23 protein-coding genes are annotated in these 24,498 nt (G+C 71.2%); 12 read left to right on the top strand and 11 right to left on the bottom strand.

Translation table 11 applies throughout. The features are described 5' to 3' along the window. Positions 1-2: 2 nt before the first annotated feature. The 5 genes from ACFT9I_RS04180 (at position 3) to ACFT9I_RS04160 (ending at position 5,258) form a co-directional block, all read left to right on the top strand. Positions 3-1,352 carry a sulfate adenylyltransferase subunit 1 gene (locus ACFT9I_RS04180; RefSeq protein WP_382560411.1) on the top strand — a complete coding sequence of 450 codons (1,350 nt, stop codon included), beginning with the start codon at positions 3-5 and terminating at the stop codon, positions 1,350-1,352. Between the two features lie 260 nt (positions 1,353-1,612). Beyond that, positions 1,613-2,731: an ABC transporter substrate-binding protein gene (locus tag ACFT9I_RS04175; protein ID WP_382560409.1), complete on the top strand. Its 1,119-nt coding sequence runs from the start codon at positions 1,613-1,615 to the stop codon at positions 2,729-2,731. A gap of 61 nt (positions 2,732-2,792) precedes the next feature. Further along, positions 2,793-3,584: an ABC transporter ATP-binding protein gene (locus tag ACFT9I_RS04170; RefSeq protein WP_382560406.1), complete on the top strand. Its 792-nt coding sequence runs from the start codon at positions 2,793-2,795 to the stop codon at positions 3,582-3,584. Then, the gene (locus ACFT9I_RS04165; protein ID WP_382560404.1) at positions 3,571-4,491 is read left to right on the top strand and encodes an ABC transporter permease; all 921 of its coding nucleotides are present in this window, start codon (positions 3,571-3,573) and stop codon (positions 4,489-4,491) included. Before ACFT9I_RS04170 ends, ACFT9I_RS04165 begins: the two co-directional genes overlap by 14 nt. Before the next feature lie 5 nt (positions 4,492-4,496). Further along, positions 4,497-5,258, top strand: a complete 762-nt coding sequence (locus ACFT9I_RS04160; RefSeq protein ID WP_382560402.1) for a sirohydrochlorin chelatase — start codon at positions 4,497-4,499, stop codon at positions 5,256-5,258. 40 nt (positions 5,259-5,298) lie between these two features. On the opposite strand, the gene ACFT9I_RS04155 is transcribed toward ACFT9I_RS04160, so the two are convergent. Together ACFT9I_RS04155 and ACFT9I_RS04150 are read right to left on the bottom strand one after the other, a co-directional pair. Then, complete coding sequence (locus ACFT9I_RS04155; RefSeq protein WP_382560400.1) at positions 5,299-5,919, bottom strand: DsbA family protein; 621 nt, start codon at positions 5,917-5,919, stop codon at positions 5,299-5,301. 102 nt (positions 5,920-6,021) lie between these two features. Then, positions 6,022-6,609: a TIGR03086 family metal-binding protein gene (locus tag ACFT9I_RS04150; protein WP_382560398.1), complete on the bottom strand. Its 588-nt coding sequence runs from the start codon at positions 6,607-6,609 to the stop codon at positions 6,022-6,024. Positions 6,610-6,710: 101 nt separating this feature from the next. Between ACFT9I_RS04150 and ACFT9I_RS04145 the strand changes: the two genes are divergently transcribed. Beyond that, a complete protein-coding gene (locus ACFT9I_RS04145) occupies positions 6,711-7,220 on the top strand; it encodes a GNAT family N-acetyltransferase (protein ID WP_382560396.1) in 510 nt (169 codons plus the stop codon). Here ACFT9I_RS04145 and ACFT9I_RS04140 read toward each other — a convergent pair. Then, positions 7,201-8,199, bottom strand: coding sequence for a ketopantoate reductase family protein (locus ACFT9I_RS04140; RefSeq protein ID WP_382560394.1), 999 nt, complete (start codon positions 8,197-8,199; stop codon positions 7,201-7,203). The two genes, ACFT9I_RS04145 and ACFT9I_RS04140, sit on opposite strands and share 20 nt — an antisense overlap. A 196-nt stretch (positions 8,200-8,395) precedes the next feature. On the opposite strand from ACFT9I_RS04140, the gene ACFT9I_RS04135 reads away from it, so the two are divergent. The 5 genes from ACFT9I_RS04135 to ACFT9I_RS04115 all read left to right on the top strand — a co-directional run bounded on the left by ACFT9I_RS04135 (position 8,396) and on the right by ACFT9I_RS04115 (position 13,944). Further along, a complete protein-coding gene (locus tag ACFT9I_RS04135) occupies positions 8,396-9,556 on the top strand; it encodes a PP2C family protein-serine/threonine phosphatase (protein WP_382560391.1) in 1,161 nt (386 codons plus the stop codon). 145 nt (positions 9,557-9,701) lie between these two features. Further along, complete coding sequence (locus ACFT9I_RS04130; protein ID WP_382560388.1) at positions 9,702-10,895, top strand: sulfite oxidase; 1,194 nt, start codon at positions 9,702-9,704, stop codon at positions 10,893-10,895. A 264-nt stretch (positions 10,896-11,159) separates the two neighbouring features. Then, complete coding sequence (locus tag ACFT9I_RS04125; protein WP_382560385.1) at positions 11,160-12,257, top strand: ABC transporter substrate-binding protein; 1,098 nt, start codon at positions 11,160-11,162, stop codon at positions 12,255-12,257. Next, positions 12,254-13,195, top strand: a complete 942-nt coding sequence (locus ACFT9I_RS04120) for an ABC transporter permease (protein WP_382560383.1) — start codon at positions 12,254-12,256, stop codon at positions 13,193-13,195. Before ACFT9I_RS04125 ends, ACFT9I_RS04120 begins: the two co-directional genes overlap by 4 nt. After that, on the top strand, positions 13,171-13,944 hold the full coding sequence (locus ACFT9I_RS04115; RefSeq protein WP_382560380.1) for an ABC transporter ATP-binding protein: 774 nt from the start codon (positions 13,171-13,173) through the stop codon (positions 13,942-13,944). Before ACFT9I_RS04120 ends, ACFT9I_RS04115 begins: the two co-directional genes overlap by 25 nt. 48 nt (positions 13,945-13,992) lie before the next feature. Here ACFT9I_RS04115 and ACFT9I_RS04110 read toward each other — a convergent pair whose 3' ends face one another. The 7 genes from ACFT9I_RS04110 to ACFT9I_RS04080 all read right to left on the bottom strand — a co-directional run bounded on the left by ACFT9I_RS04110 (position 13,993) and on the right by ACFT9I_RS04080 (position 20,348). Then, the gene (locus ACFT9I_RS04110; protein WP_382560378.1) at positions 13,993-15,132 is read right to left on the bottom strand and encodes an LLM class flavin-dependent oxidoreductase; all 1,140 of its coding nucleotides are present in this window, start codon (positions 15,130-15,132) and stop codon (positions 13,993-13,995) included. A gap of 14 nt (positions 15,133-15,146) precedes the next feature. Beyond that, complete coding sequence (locus tag ACFT9I_RS04105; protein WP_382560376.1) at positions 15,147-16,517, bottom strand: NtaA/DmoA family FMN-dependent monooxygenase; 1,371 nt, start codon at positions 16,515-16,517, stop codon at positions 15,147-15,149. Positions 16,518-16,573: 56 nt separating this feature from the next. Next, positions 16,574-17,788: an LLM class flavin-dependent oxidoreductase gene (locus tag ACFT9I_RS04100; protein ID WP_382560374.1), complete on the bottom strand. Its 1,215-nt coding sequence runs from the start codon at positions 17,786-17,788 to the stop codon at positions 16,574-16,576. 102 nt (positions 17,789-17,890) lie between these two features. After that, positions 17,891-17,998, bottom strand: a complete 108-nt coding sequence (locus tag ACFT9I_RS04095) for a putative leader peptide (protein ID WP_382560372.1) — start codon at positions 17,996-17,998, stop codon at positions 17,891-17,893. 100 nt (positions 17,999-18,098) lie between these two features. Then, positions 18,099-18,470, bottom strand: a complete 372-nt coding sequence (locus ACFT9I_RS04090) for a DUF4440 domain-containing protein (RefSeq protein WP_382560370.1) — start codon at positions 18,468-18,470, stop codon at positions 18,099-18,101. Continuing rightward, positions 18,463-19,017 (bottom strand): DUF1697 domain-containing protein, encoded by a 555-nt coding sequence (locus tag ACFT9I_RS04085; protein WP_382560367.1) that lies wholly within the window; start codon positions 19,015-19,017, stop codon positions 18,463-18,465. The genes ACFT9I_RS04090 and ACFT9I_RS04085 overlap by 8 nt, the downstream gene beginning before the upstream one ends. 134 nt (positions 19,018-19,151) lie before the next feature. Then, complete coding sequence (locus ACFT9I_RS04080; RefSeq protein ID WP_382560365.1) at positions 19,152-20,348, bottom strand: S8 family peptidase; 1,197 nt, start codon at positions 20,346-20,348, stop codon at positions 19,152-19,154. Between the two features lie 599 nt (positions 20,349-20,947). Here ACFT9I_RS04080 and ACFT9I_RS04075 point away from each other — a divergent pair. Then, positions 20,948-23,182, top strand: coding sequence for an MMPL family transporter (locus ACFT9I_RS04075; RefSeq protein ID WP_382560816.1), 2,235 nt, complete (start codon positions 20,948-20,950; stop codon positions 23,180-23,182). Between the two features lie 110 nt (positions 23,183-23,292). Here ACFT9I_RS04075 and mgt read toward each other — a convergent pair whose 3' ends face one another. Continuing rightward, a complete protein-coding gene (mgt, locus tag ACFT9I_RS04070) occupies positions 23,293-24,498 on the bottom strand; it encodes a macrolide-inactivating glycosyltransferase (protein ID WP_382560363.1) in 1,206 nt (401 codons plus the stop codon).

The raw sequence follows: 24,498 nt of genomic DNA, 5'->3' as shown, positions 1-24,498 counted from the left end.
CCATGACGACCACCCGGGCCCCTGCCACCGAGCAACTGTCGGCCACCACCCTGCTGCGCTTCGCCACCGCCGGATCCGTCGACGACGGCAAGTCCACGCTGGTGGGGCGGCTCCTGCACGACTCGAAGTCCGTGCTCACCGACCAGTTGGAGGCCGTCGAGCGCGCCTCGCTCGGCCGCGGCCAGGACACGCCCGACCTCGCGCTGCTGACCGACGGGCTGCGCGCCGAGCGCGAGCAGGGCATCACCATCGATGTCGCCTACCGCTACTTCGCCACCCCCCGGCGGCGGTTCATCCTCGCCGACACCCCCGGGCATGTGCAGTACACGCGGAACATGGTGACCGGCGCCTCCACCGCCGAGCTGGCCGTCGTGCTGGTCGACGCGCGTAACGGGGTGGTCGAGCAGACCCGCCGGCACGCGGCCGTCGCGGCCCTGCTCCGGGTCCCGCACGTGGTGCTCGCCGTCAACAAGATGGACCTCGTGGAGTACGCGGAGCCCGTGTTCGCCGCGATCGCCAAGGAGTTCACCGCGTACGCCGCCACGCTCGGCGTCCCCGAGATCACGGCGATCCCGATCTCGGCGCTGACCGGGGACAACGTGGTGGAGCCGTCGGCGAACATGGACTGGTACGGCGGGCCGACCGTCCTGGAGCACCTGGAGACCGTCGCCGTCAGCCACGACCTGTCCGGCTGCCCGGCCCGCTTCCCCGTCCAGTACGTCATCCGGCCGCAGAGCGCCGAACACCCCGACTACCGCGGTTACGCGGGCCAGATCGCCTCCGGTGTGCTGCGCGTCGGCGAGGCCGTGACCGTGCTGCCCTCGGGCCGTACCAGCACCATCGAGGGCATCGACGCACTCGGTGAGAGCGTCGACATCGCGTGGGCGCCGCAGTCGGTCACGATCCGGCTCAGCGACGACGTGGACGTCTCACGCGGCGATCTCATCGCGCCCAGCTCCGGTGTCCCCGCCATCACCCGGGACGTCGAGGCGACCGTCTGCCATGTCGCCGACCGGCCGCTGACCGTCGGCCAGCGCGTGCTGCTGAAGCACACGACCCGCACGGTGAAGGCGATCGTCAAGGACATCCCGTCCCGGCTCACCCTGGACGACCTCTCCCAGCACCCGGCGCCGGGGCGGCTCGTCGCCAACGACATCGGCCGGGTGGTGATCCGTACGGCCGAGCCGCTGGCGCTCGACGCGTACCGGGACTCCCGCCGTACCGGCTCCTTCCTCCTGATCGACCCGGCCGACGGCACCACGCTGGCGGCCGGCATGGCGGGCGACTCGTTCGCCGCCGAGCCGCCGCCCGCCGAGGCGGACACCACCGACGACGAGGGCTGGGACTTCTGATGCCCGTGGACATGTACGCGACGTTCGCGAAGGAGGGCGGCCGGGTCGGCAGCGGCGCCCTCGGCGCGGGGACCGGCGGGGTGGCGCGATGTGCGCGCTGACGTACGCGCACCGCACGCGCGCCCAGAGAACCCGCGACATCGCGGTGCCATGCCCGCAGTACCCGTACCACCGAAGACCTTCCGACACTGCCGACCGCCCGGCCACGCCGCCTCGTCACCGAGGGACGTGAGCACGGGCCGACGAGAGGAAACCCTCCCGTGCCAGCCACCCGTACTGCCCGGAGCCGCCGACGTACCCTCGCCGCGGTAGCCGCCCTGCCCCTGCTCGCCGTGGTCCTCGGCGCCTGCGGCTACGGCTCCGACAGCGAGAAGGACGACAAGGTCGCCCCCGCCGCCAAGGGCGAGAAGATCGGCGGCCTCGGCGAGGTGAAGATCGGCTACTTCGCCAACATCACCCATGCCACCGCGCTGGTCGGCCTCCAGGAGGGCCTGATCCAGAAGGAGTTGGGCGGCACCAAGATCAAGCCGCAGGTCTTCAACGCGGGTCCCTCGGAGATCGAGGCGCTCAACGCGGGCGCGATAGACATCGGCTGGATCGGCCCCTCCCCCTCGATCAACGGCTTCACCAAGTCGAAGGGCCAGAACCTCCGGATCATCTCGGGCTCGGCATCCGGCGGTGTCTCGCTCGTCGTCAACCCGAAGAAGATCAAGTCCCTGGACGACCTCAAGGGCAAGCGCATCGCGACGCCGCAGCTCGGCAACACGCAGGACGTGGCGCTGCTCAACTACCTGTCGGACAAGGGCCTGAAGGTCGACACGAACACCGGCAAGGGTGATGTCACCGTCATCCGCCAGGACAACAAGCAGATCCCCGCGTCCTTCGAGGCCGGTTCGCTGGACGGGGCCTGGGTGCCCGAGCCGACCGCGTCGAAGCTGGTCGCGGGCGGCGGTTCGGTGCTGCTGGACGAGAAGAAGCTGTGGAAGGACGGCAAGTTCGTCATCACGAACGTGATCGTCTCCCAGAAGTTCCTCAAGGAGCACCCGGACGTCGTCGAGGCCGTGCTGCGCGGTTCGGTGAAGACCAACGCCTGGATCAACGAGAACCCGGACGAGGCCAAGGCCGCGGCCAACGCCAAGCTGAAGGCGGACTCGGGGGCGGCGCTGCCGCCCGAGGTCATCGACCCGGCGTGGAAGAACGTCGACATCACCGACGACCCGCTGGCCTCCACGCTGAGCGTGTCGTCCGAGCACGCGGTGAAGGCGGGGCTGCTCGAAGACCCGCTGCTCGACGGGATCTACGACCTGACGCTGCTCAACAAGGTGCTGAAGGCGGACGGGAAGCCCGCGATCGACGACGCCGGCCTCGGCGTCAAGTAGCCGAGCCCGAGCGCCCGTTCGACCTGTCCCGCAACCGGACCGCCCCCAGGAGGTGCGACTCATGGCCACCACTCTCGTCAAGCAGGCCACCACCGTCGGCACACAGCCGTACGCCACCCGTCTCGACCATGTGTCCAAGTCGTTCGGCCGGCCCGGCGCCCAGCAGCTCGTGCTCGACGACGTCAGCATCGACGTGGCGCACGGTGAGTTCGTGACCCTGCTGGGGGCGTCCGGCTGCGGAAAATCCACTCTGCTCAACCTGGTCGCCGGGCTCGACCTGCCGTCGTCGGGGGAGATCGACGTCCCCGGCGGCCGGCCGGCCCTGATGTTCCAGGAGCACGCGCTGTTCCCGTGGCTCACCGCGGGCAAGAACATCGAACTCGCCCTGAAGATGCGGGGCATGCCCAAGGCCGAACGGCGTGGCGAGGCCGAGCGGCTGCTTGAGCTGGTACGGCTGAAGGGCGCGTACGGCAAGCGGGTGCACGAGCTGTCCGGCGGTATGCGCCAGCGGGTCGCGCTGGCCCGCGCACTGGCGCAGGACAGCCAACTGCTGCTGATGGACGAGCCGTTCGCCGCGCTCGACGCCATCACCCGGGACGTGCTGCACGAGGAGCTGACCCGGATCTGGGCCGAGACGAACGTGTCGGTCCTCTTCGTCACGCACAACGTCCGCGAGGCCGTCCGGCTCGCGGAGCGCGTGGTGCTGATGTCGTCCCGGCCGGGGCGTATCGCGCGGGAGTGGCGGATCGACATCCCGCAGCCGCGCCGGATCGAGGACGCCGCGGTGGCGGACCTGTCGGTGGAGATCACCGAGGAGTTGCGTGGGGAGATTCGCCGACATGGCCAGAACTGAAACGGGGACCTCCGGGGCTCCGGTGGCTCCGAGGGGCGCCGCCGTGTCCAAGGAGGACCTGGCGGGCCTGGAGGCCGGCCTGGACGCGCTGGAGACCAGGACCGCCGAGCGGGTGTCGCTCGGCAGCATCCTGCTCTCCAAGCTCGTACCGCCGCTCGTGGCGGTCGTCCTGGTGATCACGGCCTGGCAGCTCGCCGCCGCCTCCGACCTCAAGCCCGACTACGTACTGCCGGGGCCGCTCGACGTCTGGGGCTCCATCGAGGACATGTGGCTGGACGGCACGCTGCTCGGCTACATCTGGACCAGCGTCTCGCGCGGCGCGCTGGGCTTCGCCGTCTCCGTCGCCATCGGTACGCCGCTGGGGCTGCTGGTCGCGCGGGTGAAGGTGGTACGGGCCGCGATCGGGCCGATCCTGTCCGGGCTCCAGTCGCTGCCGTCGGTGGCGTGGGTGCCCGCGGCGATCATCTGGTTCGGTCTGACCGACGCCACGATCTACGCGGTGGTGCTGCTGGGCGCCGTACCGTCCATCGCCAACGGCCTGGTGGCCGGCGTCGACCAGATCCCGCCGCTGTATCTGCGGGCCGGCCGGACCATCGGCGCGACCGGGATCAACGGCATCCGGCATGTCCTGCTGCCCGCGGCCCTACCGGGCTATCTGGCAGGCTTGAAGCAGGGCTGGGCGTTCTCGTGGCGTTCGCTGATGGCCGCCGAGCTGATCGCCAGCTCGCCGGACCTCGGTACGGGACTCGGCCAGCTCATGGAGAACTTCCGCACCTACAGCGACATGTCCGGTGTGCTGGCCACGATCATCCTCATCCTGATCGTCGGTATCGGCATCGACCTGTTGTTCTTCTCGCCCCTGGAGCGCCGCGTCCTGCGCAGCCGCGGTCTCCTGGTCAGGAGCTGATCCCCGTGTCCCGTACGCCCGGCCGGCCCGTGCTCGTCGTCGTCGCGCACGGCAGCCGCGACCCGCGGCACGCCGCGACCGTGCACGCGCTGCTTCGCCGCGTGCGTGCACTGCGTCCGGGGCTGCGGGTGGAAGCGGGCTTCCTGGACTTCAACACCCCTTCGGTTCCCGCGGTGTTGGAGCGGCTGGACGCCGAGGGCGTACGGGACGTGGTGGCGCTGCCGCTGCTGCTGACCCGCGCGTTCCACGCCAAGTCCGACATCCCGGCCGTGCTGCGCGAGGCACGGGCGCGGCTGCCCCGACTCGCGGTACGGCAGGCCGACGTCCTCGGCCCGTCGTCGCTGCTGACGGACGCGCTGGAGCGGCGGTTGTACGAGGCCGGGCTCACGCCCGGCGACAAGGGCTCGACCGGGGTCGTACTGGCCTCGGCGGGCTCCAGCGACCCGGAGGCGATCGCGGTGATCGCCCATGTCGCGCGGGAGTGGCGTCGCACCGGTTGGTGCGCCGTGCGACCCGCGTTCGCCTCCGCCTCCTTGCCGCGCACGGAGGACGCCGTGCGCGAGCTGCGGGCGCAGGGGGTACGGCGGGTGGCAGTGGCCCCGTACGTGATCGCCCCCGGCCGCCTCCCCGACCGCATCGCGCGGGGCGCGCACGAGTCGGGCGCGGACGTACTGGCCGATGTACTGGGCCCCGCACCGGAGTTGGCGCGGCTGCTGGTGCGGCGGTACGAGGCGGCGAAGGCGGTCAGGGAACTGGTGTCCGTCTGATTCTCCGGGCGGTCGGCCGACCGCCTGGCCCGTCGATCGGTCAGCTGAAGTCGAGACCACCCGTGCGGGTGCGCTTCAGCTCGAAGAAGTCGGGGTGGCGGGCGAGCACCCGGAAGCTGTCGAAGAGGCGGACGGCGTCCTCACCGCGCGGGATCGCCCGCAGGACAGGTCCGAACCAGACGGTTCCGTCGACATGGATGGTCGGCGTACCGACGTACGCGTCGGCGGCCGGGTCCTTGCCCGCGTCGTGGCTACGGCGCACGGCCTCGTCGTGCGACGGGTCGTGCGCGGCCTCCGCGAGATCGGCGGGCAGTCCCAGTTCGGCCAGGGCCTCGGTGACGACCGCGTCGAAGTCCTCGTTCTTCCGCTCGTGAATCCGGGTGCCGAGCGCGGTGTAGAGGTTACGCAGTACGCCGTCCCCCCGCTGCTGCGCGGCGGCCACGGCGACCCGCACCGGCCCGATGGACCGGTCCACCAGATCCCGGTACCAGTCGGGCAGCTCGTTGCCGGCGTTGTGCAGGTAGAGGCTCATGACGTGGAAGCGCAGGTCGAGCGGTTGCCGCCGCTCGACCTCCAGCATCCAGCGCGAGGTGATCCAGGCGAACGGGCAGGCGGGATCGAAGTAGAAGTCAACGGTGGTGCGGGGCTCCTGATCGCTCATACCGGCGAGACTAGACGGCTGATGGCCCTGCCCCACGGGCCATTGGTGTGGCGATCGGGTGGGCCACTTCGCGCGGCCCCGGTACGTCGGGGAATCAGGGGGTCAGGGCGTCCAGTGCGGGTCGCGGCCGCTCGCCGCCAGTGCGCGGGCGAAGGTGCCGGCCGTCGCGGGGACCCGGACGGGATCGGCGAAGCCGTCGTACTCGCGGTACATCTCGGCGTACTCCTCCACGACGCCGAGGACGAACGCCGCCGTCTCCTCCGAGAGCCGGTACTCCTGCCCCGTGGCCCGTGCCAACTCCCAGCCGTGCAGCGCCATTTCGAGGGTCATGAGGGCGGCTACGGCGGTCGCCGGGGTCGCTCCCCCGCCCGCGCCGATCTCCCCCTCCCAGACGGCGGGATCCGCCCAGGCGGTCACGGCGCGGTCCAGCGCGACCCCGTACCGCTCGGGCCAGTCCGCGTCGGCCGTGAAGTCGCGCGCGGTGAGTGTCTCCGGCATCTCCGTGCGGTGGGCGCGGTGCTCCAGGCCGTGCGAGGTGTGGAGCACCAGATGGTTGGCCAGGGCCCGGACGTCCCACTCCGCGCTGGGCGTGGGCGCCGTGAGGCGGTCCGTGGGAACGGCGGCCGCGATCCGGGCGGCCTCGGCCGCGCACTCCCGCATCGCCGGGTACACCGTGCTGTCGTTGTTCATGCCCCCACCGTAGGAATCGCGAGGGCCGGCGGTCTTGAAGAAAGGCGACACGTCACAACCCGGTTGCGGCCCCGGCGGGGGCCAGCCTAGCCTCCGGGACCGTGACCCCCGACCTGCGTACCGAACGCCTCGCCCTGTCCCCGTACGTCCCCGCCGACGAGGACGACTTCGTCGCGCTCTTCCAGGACACCCGGGTGTCCCGCTGGCTGGGCGACGGGCCGCAGAGCGAGGCCGCCGACCGGGCGCTGTTCGGGCGGGTCTTCACCGAGGTGTATCCCGCGAACCGGTTCGACGTGTGGGCCGTACGGCACGACGGCGCCTACGCGGGGCACGCCGAGATCAAGCCCTCTCCCGAGCCGTGGCTGGACGGCCACGAGCTGGTCTACGCGCTCACGCCCGCCGTCCGGGGCCGGGGGCTCGGCCGCGAGCTGGCCGCGGCGCTCACCGCGTACGGGCACGACACCCTCCGTCTGGCCGAGGTCCACGCCACCGTCGACCCCGCGAACGCGCCCTCGCTGTCACTGCTCATGGGGCTCGGCTACCAGCACGTACGGGACGTTCCCGAGGACGACGGCGGCATCACCAGCCTGCTCACGCACCGGCGTCGATGATCCTCAGCAGTTCGTCGACCGGTAGCGAGCCCGCCGGGCGGCGCTCGCGGGCGAAGGTGTTGGCGACGCGCTGAAGCGTCTCGTTGATCGGTGTCGGCACGCCGTGCAGCCGGCCCAGCAGCGCGATCTCGCCGTTCAGGTAGTCCGACTCGATCGTGCCGGTGCCCCGGCTGAGGCTCTGCCAGGACGACCCGCCGCCGCCCTCCGGCACGGCGTACGGGTCGAAGCTCATCCTGCTCCGGACCTCGTCCTGCTCCGCCCCGCTCACCGCCTCGACACCGGCGGCCGCGAGCACCGCGCGGCCCTCGGCGAACGTGCGCGCGGCGAGGTCGCGGGCCTCGTCGCCGACGATACGGCCGCTGACGGCCTCCACCGCGTTGGCGAGGTTGGCGATCAGCTTGCCGTACTTCCAGCGCATCGCGTCCGGCACGACCGGCGCCAGTATCCGGGACTTCTCCAGGTCGGCGGCGATCCGGACGGCGGTCCCGTCGGTGCCGGACGGGTAGCGGCCGATATGCAGGGTGCCCGTGTACGGGGTGCCTCCGGCGGCGACCACGCCCGGCTCGACATGGGTGGCGGGCAGCCAGACGCACATGGCGTACACGTGCCGGAAGCGGCGCAGGGCGAGCCGTTCGCTCTCCACCCCGTTCTGCGCGCAGACCAGCGGCAGCGTCTCGCCGGCCGTCCCGCCGCCGGCGACCGGCCGCGCCGCCCAGGCGTCCAGGGCCGCGGTGCTGTCCTGCGTCTTCACCGAGAGCAACAGGACGTCGTCCGCGCGCAGTTCGACCTCGTCGGGCCGCTCGACCACGGGCAGGCGGTGCACGCGGGTGCCGTCGGGTGTGGTGAGCCGCAGACCGTGGTCGCGCAGCGCCGCGTGGTGCGCGCCCCGCGCGACGAGGACGACGTCGTGGCCGGACTCGGCGAGCCGGCCGCCGATGCTGCCGCCGACGGCGCCCGCCCCGATGATGATGTAGCGCATCCCGACTCCGTTCCGTTCGACCCGACCCGGGGTTCGATTCCTGCCGAGGATAGATCCGGCCGGGTCCGATGAGACCCGCCGGGGGTCCGGCGGGGGTCCGGCGGGGGTCCGGCGGGGGTCCGGCGGGGGTTCCTCGCGGCGGCGCGGGCCACCCGCCGACGGCGCCCGCCGGGCAAGATCGCAGTACCGTGAAGACATGCCTTCCGTCGACGCACCGAGGCGCGACTCCAAGGCGCTGTGGCGAGGGCCGCACGCGATCGTGGGTCTGGCGGTCGCGATCCTGGCGGTGCTGCTGATCGCCGACGCGTTCGGCGGGTCCAGGATCCGTCTCGGCGGCATGATGCTGGCGCTGCCCGCCCTGGCGGCGGTGTTCGCCGGCCCCCGAGCGGTGCTGTTGATCTCCGGGGCGATGGTGCCGGCCTACGTCGGCGCCCTCGCCGAGAACGGGCGGCTGAACTGGGAGGACGCGCCGGTCCCCCTCGCGACGGCGGTGGTCATCTGCGTGGCCTCGGTGGGGGCGGCCTCGGTGCGGGAGAAACGAACCCATCAGCTGGAGCAGTCACGGCGGGTGACCGCCCAGACGCAGGCGACACTCCTGCGTCCACTGCCATCCCGGCTCGGTCCGATGGAGATCTCGTCCACCTATCTGGCGTCCGACGCGGAATCCACGCTCGGCGGCGACCTGTACGCCTGTGCGATGGTCGGCGGACGACCACGGGTGATCGTGGGGGACGTCCAGGGCAAGGGGCTGTCAACCCTGGAAGTCGTGCTGTTCGTGCTGAACGCCTTCCGCCAGGGTGCCCGGCAGGGCGTCGCCCTGGCCGATCTGCCCGCCTTTCTCGACGAGGCGGTGCGCCGTGACCTGATACGCGCCGACGAGCTGGCGGACCAGAGCGGCGACAGCGCGCAGGGACCGGAGACGGCGCAACGCATACGGGAGTGCTTCGTGACGGCCGTCGTGGTCGAGGTCGTCGGTGAGGGCGACGAGGTACGGCTGGTGAACTGCGGCCACCCGGCGCCGCTCCTCCTGCACGACGGCACCGCGCGGGAGCTGCCGGCCGTGAGAGCGTCGCTGCCGGTCGGACTGCTCGGTCTCGACAGCGACCCCGTGCAGGTCGAGACCCACCACCTGGCACCGGGCGACACCCTGCTGCTCTACACCGACGGCCTCATCGAGGCCCGTAACGCGGTCGGCGTCTTCTACCCGCTCACCGAACGCATCGGCAACTGGGCCGCCCACCCCCCGGCCGCGATGCTCCACGCCATCCTGACCGACCTGCGACGCCACGCCCGTCTTGAGGACGACGTCGCCATGGTCGCCGTCCGACGGTCCACGAGCGGGGCGAACACCGCCTGACGCGGCCCCCGGTGGTACTAGGATTTCCGCATGGCTGTCATGTCGCGCCTTTCGCCGCGCCGCTGTTGTTGTCGCTGACGCCTGCTTCTCGCGCCGTTTCCCGGCCGGTCTCCCCCGTTCCTCCCCTCCATCGAGGAGTCCCGCGATGACCCCTGCCCGTCGTTCCGTACTGAAGATGCTCGCGGCCGCCCCGGTGGCCGCCCAGGTCGCCACGGGCACGCCCGCCCTGGCCGCCCCGCGCGCCGCACCCGCTGCCGTGGCCCCCGGCATCGTCAAGCCCCTCCCACCCGAGCTGTTCACCATCCGCGGCACCAACGCCGAAGCCAACTTCGCCGCCCTCCGTGACACCGGCCTCCATACACCCGTGGAGCATTTCTTCGTCCGCAACCACACGTCGACCCCCGTGCTGGACAAGGGTGCCTGGACCCTGACGGTGTGGGGCAGCGGCCTGAGCGGCGGCCCGGCCCGCTTCACGTACGACCAGCTCCGCCGGCTCCCCTCCGTCACCCGCGACGTGGCCGTCGAGTGCGCCGGCAACGGCCGCAGCTTCTACACCTCCCAGCAGGGCGACGCCGCCTCCGGCACCGCCTGGACGCTCGGCGCGATCGGTGTCGCCCGGTGGCGCGGCGTGCGGCTCTCCGACGTGCTGCGCCGCGCCGGGATCGGCGGGCACGCGGTCGACGTGATGCCGCGCGGGCTCGACGCCGACTACATCACCGAGGGCGTCAATCTGGGCCGGGTGCGCCGCCCGCTGCCGGTGGCGAAGGCGCTGGACGACGTGATCCTCGCGTACGAGATGAACGGCGAGCCGCTGCCGTACGACCACGGGTATCCGGTCCGGGTCGTCGTGCCGTCCTGGGTGGGGATCGCGTCCATCAAGTGGGTCGGCGACATCGAGGTGAGCGCCGAGCCGCTGAGTTCGCCCTGGAACACCGACTTCTACCGGCTGTTCGGCCCCTCCTACCCGCCCGGGGGCAGCGCCCCGCTGACCCGGCAGACCATCAAGTCCGGCTTCGAACTCGCCCCGGACACCGTGCTGGCCGCCGGGCGCACCCACCGGCTGACCGGCCGCGCCTGGTCGGGCCACGCGCCCGTGCGGCAGGTCGAGTTCAGCACCGACGGCGGGGCGCGCTGGCAGCGGGCGCAACTGCGGGACACTCCGCGCCGTAACAACTGGGTGCGCTGGTACGCCCCTTGGCGCCCGCACACCAAGGGGCAGACCCATCTCCTCGCGCGCGCCACCGATCTGGCGGGCAACACCCAGCCCGAACGCTCCGTGCCCAACACACAGGGCTACCTCTTCGACGCGGTGATCAGGGTCCCGGTCACGGTGAACTGACGCATGGCTTTGTCCGGTTCCGTACCGGGTTCTGTGTCAGGCGTATAGCGGCGGTACGAAGCCATTGTTGCCGTATCGCATATTCGAACCGGGCCTCTTGCCCATGGCTTCGTACCGCCACTAGCTTCACGAACATGTCCAAATCCCAGCGGTTGAGCAAACGACGCGCCGTCGATCTCATGCGCGTCGCGACCGCGCTCTGTAGCTGACCTCACCGCCCCATGCCGTGAAGGTCCCAGCAATTCAGAGAACCCGGGAACAGACATGTCCAGAGCACTCCGTGCTGCCCTGCTCGCCACCGTCCTGATCAGCTCGGCCGTGCTCACCGGCTGCGCCGACAACACCGCGACCACCACCGCGTCCTCGAAGGATCTCTCCGACGTCGAGATCCCGGAGACGGTGGATCCGGACACCGAGATCACGATCGGCAGTCCGGAGATCCAGGTCGCGCTCAAGCTCTCCGGACAGATAGACAAACTCCCCTTCAAGGTGAAGTGGGCGAATCTCAGCGGCGGTCCGCAGTGCTCCGAGGCGTTCCGGGCCAATTCCCTGGACGTGTGCTCGGCGGCCGAGATCCCGTCGATCCACGCGCACTGGACCGGGCTCGACACCAAACTGGTGGCCGCGGCGTTCCGTACGGACCCGATCAAGAACCCGATATACGAGCTCGGCATCGCGCCGGGCGCCGACATCGACACCCTCGCGGATCTGCGCGGCAAGCGGATCGCGTACAGCCCCGGGCAGGCCCAGGGCGCGCTCGTCCTGCGCATCCTGGCCAAGGCCGGACTCACCAAGGAAGACGTGAAGCTGGTCGAGTTGCCGAGCACCGGCGACGTCTATCCGACCGCGCTCGGCGGCAAGCAGGTCGATGCCGCGCCGCTCGGCGGGGTCAACATCAAGCGCTATCCGGCGAAGTACGGCAAGGACGGCGGCAAGACGATCCCGCACGGGCTGCGGGACGACCCCAGCCATCTCTGGGTGCCGACGGAGTCGGTGAGTGACCCTCAGAAGGCCGCCGCCATCAGGGAGTTCGTCAAGTACTGGGCCAAGGCGGAGGTCTGGATCGACACCCACCCCGAGGAGTGGATCGAGGGCTACTACGTGAAGGACCAGGGGCTGTCGCGCCAGGACGGCGAATATCTGGTCAAGACCGGTGGGCACCCGGCCATTCCGGGTGACTGGACGGAGACCATCGCGAATCAGCAGAAGACGGTCGACCTGCTGTCGAAGGAGACGGACAAGAAGTCGTTCGACGCGAAGATCCTCTTCGACCGGCGCTTCGAGAAGGTCGGGGCCGAAGCGATCGCGGGCACCGGAGCGGACACCTCTGACACCGGGGCCAAGACGGGAGCCGGATCATGAGCACGGAAGCAGCCGAAGAAGTCACCCTGTCCAAAGCCGAGTCGGCGGTAACCGACGCGGGCCCCGACGCAGGCCCGGACACGGAGCTGAGGCCGGCACCGCGACCCGCGGACATCTCCCGCAAAGCACGCGGCTCCCGCGCCGCCCGGCGGCTCGGACCGCGCCGCCGGCTCGGTCTGGGGCGCCCCGTCCCGTACGGCTGGGCACTGGGCCCGCTGCTGCTGCTCGCCGTCTGGGCGGCGGGCTCCGCCACCGGCCTCATCGACGCCCGTAATCTCTCGGCCCCCTGGACCGTGGTGACGACGGCGGGCGATCTGATCGAGAACGGCCGGCTCCAGTCCAATCTCGCCACCTCGGCCCAACGCGCCGCGCTCGGCCTGCTGTTCGGCGTTCTGGCGGGCCTGATCCTGGCTCTCGTGTCGGGGCTCAGCAGGATCGCCGAAGGGGTGATCGACGGCCCGGTGCAGATCAAGCGGGCCATCCCGTCCCTCGCGCTGATCCCGCTGCTGATCCTGTGGTTCGGCATCGGCGAGTCCATGAAGGTCATCACGATCGCCCTGGGCGTCTTCGTGCCCGTCTACATCCACACGCACAACGGACTGCGCACCATCGACAACCGCTATGTGGAGCTGGCCGAGACGGTGCGGCTGAGCCGTACGGCGTTCCTGCGCCATGTGGTCCTGCCCGGCGCGCTGCCCGGATTCCTGCTGGGCATGCGGTTCGCCGTGACCGGTGCCTGGCTGGCCCTGGTGGTGGTCGAGCAGGTCAACGCCACCAGCGGGATCGGCTACATGATGGAGCTGGCCCGGACGTACGGGCAGACCGACGTCATCATCGTCGGTCTGGTCGTGTACGGGCTCCTCGGGCTGCTCTCGGACGCCCTGGTACGTCTCGTCGAACGGAGGACGCTGTCATGGCGACGCACACTGGCGGGCTGACCGCCGAACACCCGGCCGGCACCGGCCTCGGCACCGTACAGATCAGGAATCTGATCCGTTCCTTCGGCGACCGGAACGTCCTCGACCATCTCGATCTCGACGTCGGCGCCGGGGAGTTCGTCGCGCTGCTGGGCCGCAGCGGCTCCGGCAAGAGCACGCTGCTGCGCGCGCTCGCCGGTCTCGACCACGACGTCACGGGCACCGGCGAACTCAGCTCCCCCGAGCCGGTCTCCGTCGTGTTCCAGGACGCCCGGCTGCTGCCCTGGAAGCGGGTGCTCGACAACGTCGTCCTCGGCCTCGACGGGCCCGATCCGGTGGAACGCGGACGGGCCGCGCTCGCCGAAGTCGGCCTGGAGGGACGGGAGAAGGCGTGGCCCGTCGAGCTGTCCGGCGGTGAGCAGCAGCGCGTGTCGCTGGCCCGTTCGCTCGTACGCGAACCGGGACTGCTCCTCGCCGACGAGCCGTTCGGCGCGCTGGACGCGCTGACCCGTATCCGGATGCACGTACTGCTGCGCCGGCTGTGCGCCAAGCACCGCCCGGCGGTCCTGCTCGTGACGCACGACGTGGACGAGGCGATCGTCCTCGCGGACCGCGTGGTCGTCCTGGCGGAGGGGCGCATCGGCGCGGACATCCCCGTGGAGCTGCCCGCGCCGCGCGCCCACGGCAGCGCGGCGTACGCCGCGCTGCGTGAGCGGCTGCTGGAGGAGCTGGGCGTGGACCCGACGGCGCAGGAGGAGACCGCCGCCTGACCACCAGGAAGCGCCGCGCGAACCGGGCCGCCCCGCCCGGTCGCGCGGTCATCGCCGCGCCCACTCCTCGGCCAGCAGTTCGTAGCTGTGGACCCGGTCCGCGTGGTCGTGGGTGATCGTGGTGATGAGAAGTTCGTCGGCCCCCGTGGCGTCGCGCAGGACCTCCAGTTGGTCGGCGACGCTCTCGGGTGAGCCGACGAACTGCGTCTCGGTCCGGTCGGCGACCAGCTCCCGATCGGCATCGCTCCAGCGGTGCGCGCGGGCCTCGTCGGGCGTGGGGAACTGGATCGCGCCCTCACCGCTGCGGATGCTGCACACCCACAGGCCGTAGCCGGTGGCCAACTCCCGTGCGGTGGCCTCGTCCTCGGCGACGACGACGTCCGCCGAGACGCTGACGTACGGCCGGTCCAGCTCGGCGGACGGCTTGAAGGCGGCCCGGTACCCCTCGGCGGCCTCCAGCACGGTCGCCGGGCTGACGTGGTAATTCGCCGCGAACCGGAGGCCGTTGGCCCCGCCGACCTGCGCGCTGATACCGGCGCTGCTGCCCAGGATCCACACCTGGAGATCGGCTCCCTCCCCCGGCACGATGTGTGCCTCGACGCCGCCTTCGGTGGCGTAGGTGCCCGCCAGCAGCGCGAGGATGTCGGCGATCTGCTCGTCGTACGGCTGCGATTCGGCGCCCGGCTGCTGGAGCAGTTTCCGGTGCAGGGCGAAGCGCGGGGAGCGCAGCAGGTTCGCGACGGAGAACCGGGCCGGGATACGCAGCCCGTTCGGTGTGCGGCCGTCCACGACGGGTGTCACCTGCTCCGGCACCGGCGCGGGCGTCGCCGACTCCGCCCTGCCGCCGGACCGGCCGAGTCCGAGGTCGAACCGGCCGGGGTGCAGCGCGTCGAGCAGCCCGAACTCCTCCACGGTGGACAGGGCGGTGCGGTGGCCGAGTTGTACGGCTCCGGAGCCGAGCCGGATCGTGGAGGTGGCGGCGGCGGTGAGCGCGAGCACGACCGCCGGGGAGGTGCCCGCGACGCCGGGGTTGAGGTGGTGCTCGGCGAACCAGTACCGGGCGTAGCCGAGCCGTTCGGCCTGCTGGGCGAGGTCGACGCTGTTGCGCAGGGCCTGGCCGGGGGTGGACCCGGACGACACCGGCACGAGGTCCAGGACGGCGAGGGGGGTGCGGGCGGTGGTGGCCACGGTGGTGCTCCTTGTCAGTGGGCGGCGGACTGGCCGGCGGTCACGGGGGTGCGGAGACCGAGGTGGTCGCGCAGGGTGTCGCCCTCGTACTCGGTACGGAACACGCCCCGCTCCTGGAGCAGCGGCACCACCGTGTCGGCGAACTCGTCGAGCCCGCCGGGCGTCAGATGGGGCGTCAGGATGAACCCGTCGCTCGCGTCGGCCTGTACGAAGTCGTTGAGCGCGGCGGCCACCGTCGCCGGGGAGCCGATGAAGGTCTGACGGCCCGTCACTTCGATGATCAGGTCCCGGATCGAGAGGTCCTTCTCGTCGGCCAGGGCGCGCCAGCGCGCGGCGGTGGCGAGCGGGTCGCGGTGCATCCGTACGCTCGCCCGTCCCCGCGCGACGGTGTTCTCGCCGGGGACCGGGTCGACGGTGGGCAGCGGCCCGTCGGGGTCGTAGGAGCTGAGGTCGCGGTTCCACAGCTGTTCGAGGAGCCGGATCGCGGTCTGGCCGCTCACCTGCTGCCGGCGGATCACGGCCGCCTTCTCCTTGGCGTCGGCGTCGGTGTCGCCGAGGGCGAAGGTGACGCCGGGCAGGATCTTCAGCTCGTCCGGGGAGCGGCCGTACCGGGCGAGGCGGCCCTTGACGTCGGCGTAGAAGGCCTGCCCGGACTCGAACGTGCCGTGCCGGGTGAAGATCGCGTCGGCCGCCGACGCCGCGAACTCCCGGCCCTCGTCGGAGTCGCCCGCCTGGAAGATGACCGGCCGGCCCTGCGGTCCGCGCGGCACGTTGAAGTGGCCGCTGATGTCGAACTGCCTCACGTGGTGGTCGAAGCCGCCCGGGTCCGGGTGGGCGAGGAAGAGACCGGACTCCTTGTCGGCGACGATCTCGTCGCCGTGCCAGGAGTCGAACAACTCCCATGCCGCCGAGAGGAATTGCTTGGCGCGCTCGTAGCGGTCCTCCTGCGCGAGATAGCCGCCGCGCCGGAAGTTCTGGCCGGTGAACTCGTCCCACGAGGTCACCACGTTCCACGCGGCGCGCCCCGCCGAGAGATGGTCGAGCGAGGCGAACTGCCGCGCCACTTCGTAGGGTTCGTTGAAGGTGGAGTTGACCGTGCCCGCGAGGCCCAGCTTCTCGGTGACGGCGGCCAGCGCGCTCAGGACGGTGAAGGTGTCGGGGCGGCCGACGACGTCCAGGTCGTAGATCTCCCCGTTCTGCTCGCGCAGCCGCAGCCCCTCCGCCAGGAAGAGGAAGTCGAACTTCGCGCGCTCGGCGGTCCTGGCGAAGTGGGTGAAGGAGCTGAAGTCGATCTGACTGCCCGCGGCCGGGTCGCTCCATACGGTGCTGTTGTTGACGCCGGGGAAGTGGGCGGCGAGGTGGATCTGCTTGACGGGCTTACTCATGAGAATGCGGTCCTTCGAGTCGTCAGGAGTCAGGTGACGCGTGGCAGGGCGCGCGCTCAGGCCGCGGCGTACCGGTTGGCCGGGCGCGGCAGGCCGAGCAGCCCGCGCAGGGTGTCCGCCCCGTAGGCCGTACGGAAGACGCCCCGGCGCCGCAGTTCGGGCACCAGTCCGCGGGTGATCCGCTCCAGGTCGTGCGGCAGCGCGGCGGGCCGCAGCCGGAAGCCGGTGAGCCCGGCCGCCTGTCCCTCCTGGAGGAGGTCGGCCAGCTCGGCGGGGGTGCCGGTGAAGACGGGGGCGTCACTCGTGTACGCGGCGCCCGCCCGCTCGTCCAGGCGGTCCCGGCGGTCGGCCGCGGCCCCCGGGACGTCGTCCAGGTACACGAGGAGGTCGCCGAAGATGTGCACCGTCTCGTCGGCACGGCCCGCCGCCGACCGGGCGTCGTGGATCCGGGCGACGATCACGCGGGCGTCGTCGGCGTCGCGCGGCGTGACGAACCCGATCTCGGCGGACGAGGCGACCAGTTCGTACGGCACGGTGTCGTGCGCCAGTGCGGCGACGGGCGGCCGGCCCTGCGGTGGACGCGGGGTGATGGAGGGGCCCTTGACGCTGAACTCGGCGCCCTCGAAGTCGATGTAGTGGAGTTTGGCGCGGTCGATGAAGCGGCCGGTGGCGACGGAGCGGATCTCCGCGTCGTCCTCCCAGCTGTCCCAGAGCCGCTTCAGCACCTCGACGTAGTCGCGCGCCTCGGCGAACAGTTCCCGGATCGCCGCGGGCGTGATCGGTCCGGCGGGGGCGGTACGGCGTCCGACGTGCGCGAACTCGTCGGCGCGGCCGGAGACCCTGACCCGTATCCCGGCCCGTCCACGGCTCACGTGGTCGAGCGTGGCGATCGCCTTCGACAGATGGAACGGCTCGGTGTGGGTGACGAGCGCCGTCGGGACGAGCCCGATGTGCCGGGTCAGCGGTGCCACCCGGGCGGCGATCAGTACGGCGTCGAGCCGGCCGCGTACGAGATCGGTGCGGCCGTCCGGTCCGTCGGGGCGGGACGACTGGAGGCTGAGGGAGTCCTCGAAGGTGACGAAGTCCAGCAGGCCGCGCTCGGCCTCGGCCACCAGATCGGTCCAGTAGCGGGCGGTGAACAGTTCGGCGGGCCGGGCGGCGGGCTCGCGCCAGGCGGCGGGGTGCCAGCCCGCGCCGTCGAGAGCGACGGCGAGATGGAGGTGCGGAGGGGACGAAGGCGGCGGGGACAGGGGCGTGGGAGACACAGGCATGGGAGGTACCGCTTCCTGCTGTCCGGGAGTACGGGAACTCGGCGGGATGGACACGCGCGCCGGACAGTCGTCACCCCCGGAACGGACAGCGGGGGTGGTGCGTCAGAGGGCGGTGCGCGGTGGGGCCGTGTGCCGCGGGGCGGCGTCGCCGGACGCCGGACAGAGCGCGCCGGCGACGCGCAGCAGGTCGATGTGGCGCCGGGAGTACATGCCGTCACGGTAACTCCGCACCCCCGTCCACGACAATGCCGCCCCTCGATCACTCGCGCGGTCGGGGCACGTGGTCGGGGCACGCGGTCAGGACACGTGATCAGGGCCGGTCCGGCGCGAAGACCGTGCCCTGGTGGAAGTAGAGGAGCCAGCTTCCGCCGGTCAGCATCCACAGGGAGCTCCGGTGGGCCCAGACCCCCTTGTACTCGGTGTCGAAGGTCAGCAGCACCAGGTGCGGGGCCAGTTCGACACCCCGCATCTCGGTCGTCGTGACGGGCCGGGCGGCGGGCGCGTCGTGCGCGGTGAGCGCCACGATGATCGAGTGGCGGTCCCAGCGCCTGCCCGACGAGCCGAACTCGGTGAACTCCGGGTGGAGCAGTTCCCCGATCAGCTCGGCCGTCGAACGGACGGCCGGGTCGAGGAGACGCAGTTCGGCCTCGATGGCGGCGACGACCGCGGGCGACTCAGTCATGGGTCAGCTCCACCAGCTTCACGACGGTGTTCCAGTTGCGGGAGGTGGCGATCAGGCCCTTGTACACGCGGGGCCTGGACAGCGCCTCGGCGAGTTTGGAGCGGCCGAGGCCGTCGGGGGCGTACAGATACAGCGCCCGGTCGCCGAGCCGGAACTCCTCGGGGCGGTACGACTCCTGGTCGACGGCGGCGAAGCGGTCGGGGGCCACCGCCTCGGAGAAGTAGGTGACGTGGAGCTGTTTGCCCTGGAGCGAGGCGGCGGGGAAGGGGCAGTCGTCGGCGACGGCCTTCAGATAGGCGGCGTCGCGCACCAGACACTCGACGGGGAAGCCGAACTCTTCGTGGATGGCGTCGCCGAGCGCGGCGGCGAGTGTGGACTCGTCGGCGCCGGTGGTGTCGGTGAAGACGGCGTTGCCGCTCTGGAGGTAGGTCGCGACGTCGCTGTGGCCGAGGCCGGTGAGCACGTCGCGCAGCGCGGCCATCGGGACCTTCCGGCTCCCGCCGACATTGATTCCGCGCAGCAGTGCCCCGTACCTGGTCGTCGTCATGGGTCCACGATAGGTCGGCGGGCGGCCGGGACCGCTCCGGCATGCGGAAGGCGGCCGCCGCGCCCCGTGGGGGAGAGCGCGACGACCGCCGGTCCTGTGCTGTGTGCTGCCCTGCGCCGTGTTGGACCGCCCTGCTACTCGACGACCTTCAGCAGCTTGTTCGGGGTGCTCGCGTCGGCGTCGGTGATGGCGTCGGGCGTGGCACCGTCCGTCAGGGCGGTGGCGACGTCGGCCGGGGCGGCGTCGGGGTGTCCGGCCAGGTACACCGCCGCGGCGCCGACGACGTGGGGGGTCGCCATCGACGTACCGGAGATGGTGTTCGTGCCGGTGTCGCTGTCGTTCCAGCTCGACGTGATGTCGGAGCCCGGCGCGTAGATGTCCACGATCGGGCCGTAGTTGGAGAAGTACGACTGCGTGTCGTCCACGGCGGACGAGGCGACCGTGATGGCTTCCTCGACGCGTGCCGGGGAGGTCGCGCTCGCGTCGCTGCTGTCGTTGCCCGCCGCGACGCCGAAGGTGACGCCGGAGGCGATGGCCGCGCGGACGGCCTCGTCGAGGGCGGGGTCGGCGCCGCCGCCGAGGCTCATGTTGGCGACGGACGGGCCGCTGTGGTTCGCGGTGACCCAGTCGATGCCGGCGACGACCTGCTCGGTGGTGCCGTTGCCCGTGTCGTCGAGGACCCGGACGGCCACGATCTTCGCCTTCTTGGCGACGCCGTGGGCCGCGCCCGCGACGGTGCCGGCGACGTGCGTGCCGTGGCCGTTGCCGTCGTCGGCGCTCTCGTCGTTGTCGACCGCGTCGTAGCCGAGCGACGCCCGGCCCTCGAAGTCGGCGTGGCTGACGCGGACTCCGGTGTCGATGATGTACGCCGTGACGCCCTCGCCCGCGCTGTCCGGGTAGGTGTAGGCGTTGTCACCGGCGGTCGCGGTCTGGTCGATCCGGTCCAGGCCCCAGGACGGCGGGCTGTCCTGGGTGGCGCTGATCGAGAACTTCTTGTTCTGGACGACCTTGGAGACGGCCGGGTCGGCGGCGAGGCGCTTGGCCTCGGTCTCCGAAAGGCCGCTGGCCGAGAAGCCGTTGATGGCGGACTTGTAGGTGCGGTTGAGCTTGCCGCCGTACTCCGCGGCGAGGTCCTTCTTGTCCGCCTTCTGGTCCAGCATCACGATGTAGCTGCCCGCGACCGCGCCCTTGGCGTCGGCCCCGTACACCGTGCCGAGGGGGGTGGCCGCCCCCGCCGTGGGGGAGGTGAAGGCGGTGATACCGGCCACGGCTGCCACTGCGGTTATCGCCGCGGTGAGTCTCATCCGGGTGGCGCGCTTATGAGTTGTCATGAAGAGGGTTCTCCTCGTGAGCATTTGTGGGGGGATGGCTCGCCGGACGAAGAACTTCCGGCGGGCTGATTCGAAACCTTGGCCGATTGTCGCGCTCAGATCAAGACCTTCAGGCTGCTGTGACTTAGAAAACAACGTTTCTTAATACGAAATCGGCCATCCGTACGCAACTCGGACCGGGCGCGCGATCTCCGTCCGTGGCGCGTTAGTTGTAAGGGGCTTCGATCCCTCTTGTCAGGGATGTGCCCACCCCATGAGGAGGAGATTTCGCACCCTCCGGGTCACCGGGGAGCAGGAGGAGAAGGCCGGAATCCGACCATAAATTCGAGAAGGAGATCGCGGCGCACGGCCGCTCTCAGGCCCGAGGGGACGGACCGGCGATGGGGACGACAGAGAGACGACGACGGGGACGACGGAACCGCGGTACGCCGTCGGGAACGGGCCCGGGGGCGGGCCCGGAAGCGGGTCCGGAAGCGGGTCCGGGGACGCGTCCGGGTGCGGTGTCCGCGCCGCGTGGGATCGCGGCGCGTGCCGGTGTCTGGAGCGCGCGGCACCGGTGGACGGCGGTCACCGTCTGGGTGCTGTTCGTCGTACTCGCCATGGGACTCGGCTCGGCGGCGGGCACCGTCGAGGTCAAGGACAGCGAGCAGATGTCCGGCGAGATCAGCCAGGCCGAACGGATCATCGAGGACGGGGGTCTCGATGAACCGGTGAGCGAGTCGGTTCTCGTCCAGGGTGTCGACTCGTCAACGTCCGCCACCGACAAGGAGTTCCGCGCCGGGGTCGCCGCGGTCATGGCGGCGGTCGAGCGTACGGGCGAGGTCGCCGACGTCACCTCGCCGTACGACACGAAGACCATCTCGAAGGACGGGCGCAGCGCGCTGGTGCAGTTCAACATGCGCGGCGATCCGGGGACTTCGGGCGAGCGCGTCGAGCCGGTGCTCAAGGCCGTCGAGGGCGTGCAGGAGCAGCACAAGGACACGCTGCGCATCGCGGAGCTGGGCGGCGCCAGCATGAACAAGACCTTCGACGAGGCGTTCGGTGACGACTTCAAGCAGGCGGAGATCTCCGCCGTGCCGGTCGCGCTGGGAATTCTGCTGATCGCCTTCGGCGCCCTGGTCGCCGCTCTGCTGCCGGTCGCCCTCGCGCTCACCGCCATCATGGCGACGATGGGGCTCATGGGCGTGGTCAGCCATGTCATGCCGATGACCGACACGGCCAACTCGGTGATGCTGCTGGTGGGTCTGGCGGTCGGCGTCGACTACTGCCTGTTCTATCTGCGGCGTGAGCGCGAGGAGCGCGAGGCCGGGCGCGACGCCGCGACGGCGCTGCGGATCGCGGCGGCGACGAGCGGCCGGGCCGTCATCGTCTCCGGTGTGACGGTCTGTGTCGCCATGGCGGGCATGCTCTTCACCGGGCTGGCCGAGTTCAAGGCGATGGGTCTCGCGTCGCTGATGGTGGTCGCGGTGGCGATGGTCGGTTCGGTGACCGTGCTGCCCGCGCTGCTGTCACTGCTCGGTGAGCGGGTGGAGCGGGGCCGGGTGCCCTTCCTGAACCGCCTCAAGCAGTCGAAGAAGCAGCGCGCCGCCACCGCGGCGGGAGCCGGTGGCGGCGGGACCGGTGAGAGCCGGTTCTGGCGCGCGGTACTCGGCCGCGTACTGCGCCGGCCGAAGCTGTCGCTGGTGGTCGCCGCGGGCGCGCTCGTCGCGATCGCCCTGCCCGCCGTGGGCATGCAGACGCAGAACTTCACGCTGGACCAGGAGTTCGGCGACTCGCTGCCCATCGTCCAGACGTACGAGCGGGTCAACGAGGCCTTCCCGGGCGGTGCCGAACCGGCCGAGGTCGTGGTGCGGGCGGACGACATCAACGCGGCGCCCGTACGGCAGGCGCTCGCCGACTTCCGTACGGAGGCGGTGAGTTCGGGCGCCTCGCAGGGGCCCGTCGAGATCGTCACGCACGACGCGCAGAACATCGCGATCATCGATGTGCCGCTGGTCGGCGGCTCGGACCAGGACCGGGCCGAGAAGAGTCTGGCGCTGCTGCGGGACACCGTACGGCCGGACACGCTGGGCACGGTCGACGGCGTCGAGGCGCCGATCTCCGGTCAGGTCGCCGGGTCGAAGGACTTCAACGACCAACTCGTCGGGGCCGTCGCGCCCGTCTTCGCCTTCGTCGTGATCTTCGCCTTCGTACTGATGCTGCTCTGCTTCAGGTCGCTGACGATCGCGGTGACGTCGATCGTGCTGAACCTGCTGTCGGTCGGCGCCGCCTACGGCATCCTCACCATCGTCTTCCAGCACGGCTGGGGCGCGTCGCTGGTCGGCGCCGAAGGCGTCGGGGCGATCATCTCCTGGCTGCCGCTGTTCCTCTTCGTGATCCTGTTCGGGCTGTCGATGGACTACCACGTCTTCGTGGTGTCCCGGATCCGCGAGGCGCGGCTGCAGGGACGTACCACCCGTGAGGCGATCACCCACGGCGTGGTGACCACGGCGGGGGTGGTGACGAGCGCGGCAGTGATCATGGTCGCCGTGTTCGCCATCTTCGGGACGCTGTCGATGCAGTCGATGAAGCAGATGGGCGTCGGTCTGGCGGCGGCGGTGCTGATCGACGCGACGATCATCCGGGGCGTGCTGCTCCCGGCGATCATGGCGCTGCTGGACGAGCGGAACTGGTACTTCCCCCGCTGGCTGCGGTGGCTGCCCGACCTGACGCACGACGAGTCGGTGGTCGCGGAGGTGGAGTCCGACGCCGGAGCGGAGTCCGGGTCCGGGTCCGGGTCCGACAGCGAGGGCTACAGGAAGGCGGGCGAGCAGCCCGATCCCGTACGGGTCTGACGCACCAGCCCCCGCACGGACGTCCCATGCACAGTGCGCCGTACGCCCGACCGGTCTCCCCGGCCGGGCGTGCGGCGCGCTGTCTCGTACGTCAGGAGTCGGGCCGGACGTCAGGAGCCGGTCGTCGGCAGCGCGGCCTCGATGATGTCGGCCGCCTGGCCCGTACCGCCCTCCTTCGCCATGTCCCGCTTGATCTCCGCGCCCCTGCGGGCGACTTCGGGGTCCGCCACGAGCGCGGTGACCGCCTCCCGCAGCGCCTCGGCCGTCGCCTCCTCCATAGGAAGCTGCCGGGCGACGCCGAGCGAGACGAGCGTGTCGGCGTTGCCGAACTGGTCGACGGCCAGCGGTACGGCGACCATCGGCGTGCCGGTCGCGAGCCCTTCCTGGCTGCCGCCGGCGCCCGCGTGGGTGATGAACGCGTCGGCCTTCTTAAGGATGGCGAGTTGGGGCACCCAGGAGTGCACCTCGACGTTGTCGGGGATCTCGCCCAGTTCGGACGGATCGACGAACTTGCCGATCTGGAGGACGACATGCCAGCCGGGCAGTGCGCCGAACGCCTCGACGCAGGCGCGGTAGAAGTCGGGCTGCTTGGTGTTCGCCGAGCCGAGCGAGACCAGCAGCACCTTCTCCGCCCCGGCCGGCCGCTCCCACTCCCCCTGGTCGGCCCGCTCCCCCTGGCACGCGCCGACGAAGGTGTAGACGGACTCGTCCACCCGGTCGGCGAACAGCTGGAGTGCCTTCGGGATCAGCACGATCGCGCGATCGGGATGGACGACGAACCGGCCCAGGGGCAGGTTCATGTCGTTCTCGTCCAACCACGCCTGGAAGCGGGCGACGTAGGCCCGGCCGCGCTCGGACTCGGCGAGCTGGGCGTCCTGAGGAGCGGCGACCTCCTCGTCGTATCCCTCCCAGGCGACCATGTTCGGTGAGAGCTGGAGATACGGGACGCCCCACCGGCGAGCCAGGATCGGCGCCGGGTACGACGTGATGTCGCTGATGACGAGATCGGGGCGGTCGCCTCCGAACAGCTCGGCCAGCCGGGGCAGCGACTGCATTCCGTCGTCGAGGAAGGGCTCCAAGTTGTCGATCAGCTCGGTGCCCCAGGCGTCGGGGTCGTCGTCCATCGGCAGGGTGGAGGTGTAGATCACCGGCTCGGCGCCGGTGACGGCGACCTTCTCGGCGAAGGCGGCGGGGATCGCGTAGCTGACGCGATGCCCACGGGCGACGAGTTCCCGGATGACTTCGAGGCTCGGGTTCACGTGCCCGTGGGCGGCGATGGAGAACATGGCGATATGGGCACGCTGTGGTGACGTCAT

This window comes from Streptomyces sp. NPDC057137 (genome assembly GCF_042670825.1).
In the GTDB taxonomy this organism is placed as follows: domain Bacteria; phylum Actinomycetota; class Actinomycetes; order Streptomycetales; family Streptomycetaceae; genus Streptomyces.
Note: the sequence above shows the minus strand (reverse complement) of the source record. Positions and strands in the feature narration are given on the sequence as shown.

What these genes read in the sequence shown, in the direction of transcription:
- ACFT9I_RS04075 (WP_382560816.1), top strand. Translation starts at nt 20,948, where the DNA reads ATGGGACTCGGCTCGGCGGCGGGCACCGTCGAGGTCAAGGACAGCGAG.
- ACFT9I_RS04165 (WP_382560404.1), top strand. Translation starts at nt 3,571, where the DNA reads ATGGCCAGAACTGAAACGGGGACCTCCGGGGCTCCGGTGGCTCCGAGG.
- ACFT9I_RS04125 (WP_382560385.1), top strand. Translation starts at nt 11,160, where the DNA reads ATGTCCAGAGCACTCCGTGCTGCCCTGCTCGCCACCGTCCTGATCAGC.
- ACFT9I_RS04095 (WP_382560372.1), bottom strand. Translation starts at nt 17,998, where the DNA reads ATGTACTCCCGGCGCCACATCGACCTGCTGCGCGTCGCCGGCGCGCTC.
- ACFT9I_RS04180 (WP_382560411.1), top strand. Translation starts at nt 3, where the DNA reads ATGACGACCACCCGGGCCCCTGCCACCGAGCAACTGTCGGCCACCACC.
- mgt (WP_382560363.1), bottom strand. Translation starts at nt 24,498, where the DNA reads ATGACGTCACCACAGCGTGCCCATATCGCCATGTTCTCCATCGCCGCC.
- ACFT9I_RS04120 (WP_382560383.1), top strand. Translation starts at nt 12,254, where the DNA reads ATGAGCACGGAAGCAGCCGAAGAAGTCACCCTGTCCAAAGCCGAGTCG.
- ACFT9I_RS04155 (WP_382560400.1), bottom strand. Translation starts at nt 5,919, where the DNA reads ATGAGCGATCAGGAGCCCCGCACCACCGTTGACTTCTACTTCGATCCC.
- ACFT9I_RS04170 (WP_382560406.1), top strand. Translation starts at nt 2,793, where the DNA reads ATGGCCACCACTCTCGTCAAGCAGGCCACCACCGTCGGCACACAGCCG.
- ACFT9I_RS04085 (WP_382560367.1), bottom strand. Translation starts at nt 19,017, where the DNA reads ATGACGACGACCAGGTACGGGGCACTGCTGCGCGGAATCAATGTCGGC.
- ACFT9I_RS04090 (WP_382560370.1), bottom strand. Translation starts at nt 18,470, where the DNA reads ATGACTGAGTCGCCCGCGGTCGTCGCCGCCATCGAGGCCGAACTGCGT.
- ACFT9I_RS04140 (WP_382560394.1), bottom strand. Translation starts at nt 8,199, where the DNA reads ATGCGCTACATCATCATCGGGGCGGGCGCCGTCGGCGGCAGCATCGGC.
- ACFT9I_RS04080 (WP_382560365.1), bottom strand. Translation starts at nt 20,348, where the DNA reads ATGACAACTCATAAGCGCGCCACCCGGATGAGACTCACCGCGGCGATA.
- ACFT9I_RS04150 (WP_382560398.1), bottom strand. Translation starts at nt 6,609, where the DNA reads ATGAACAACGACAGCACGGTGTACCCGGCGATGCGGGAGTGCGCGGCC.
- ACFT9I_RS04105 (WP_382560376.1), bottom strand. Translation starts at nt 16,517, where the DNA reads ATGAGTAAGCCCGTCAAGCAGATCCACCTCGCCGCCCACTTCCCCGGC.
- ACFT9I_RS04100 (WP_382560374.1), bottom strand. Translation starts at nt 17,788, where the DNA reads ATGCCTGTGTCTCCCACGCCCCTGTCCCCGCCGCCTTCGTCCCCTCCG.
- ACFT9I_RS04115 (WP_382560380.1), top strand. Translation starts at nt 13,171, where the DNA reads ATGGCGACGCACACTGGCGGGCTGACCGCCGAACACCCGGCCGGCACC.
- ACFT9I_RS04130 (WP_382560388.1), top strand. Translation starts at nt 9,702, where the DNA reads ATGACCCCTGCCCGTCGTTCCGTACTGAAGATGCTCGCGGCCGCCCCG.
- ACFT9I_RS04135 (WP_382560391.1), top strand. Translation starts at nt 8,396, where the DNA reads ATGCCTTCCGTCGACGCACCGAGGCGCGACTCCAAGGCGCTGTGGCGA.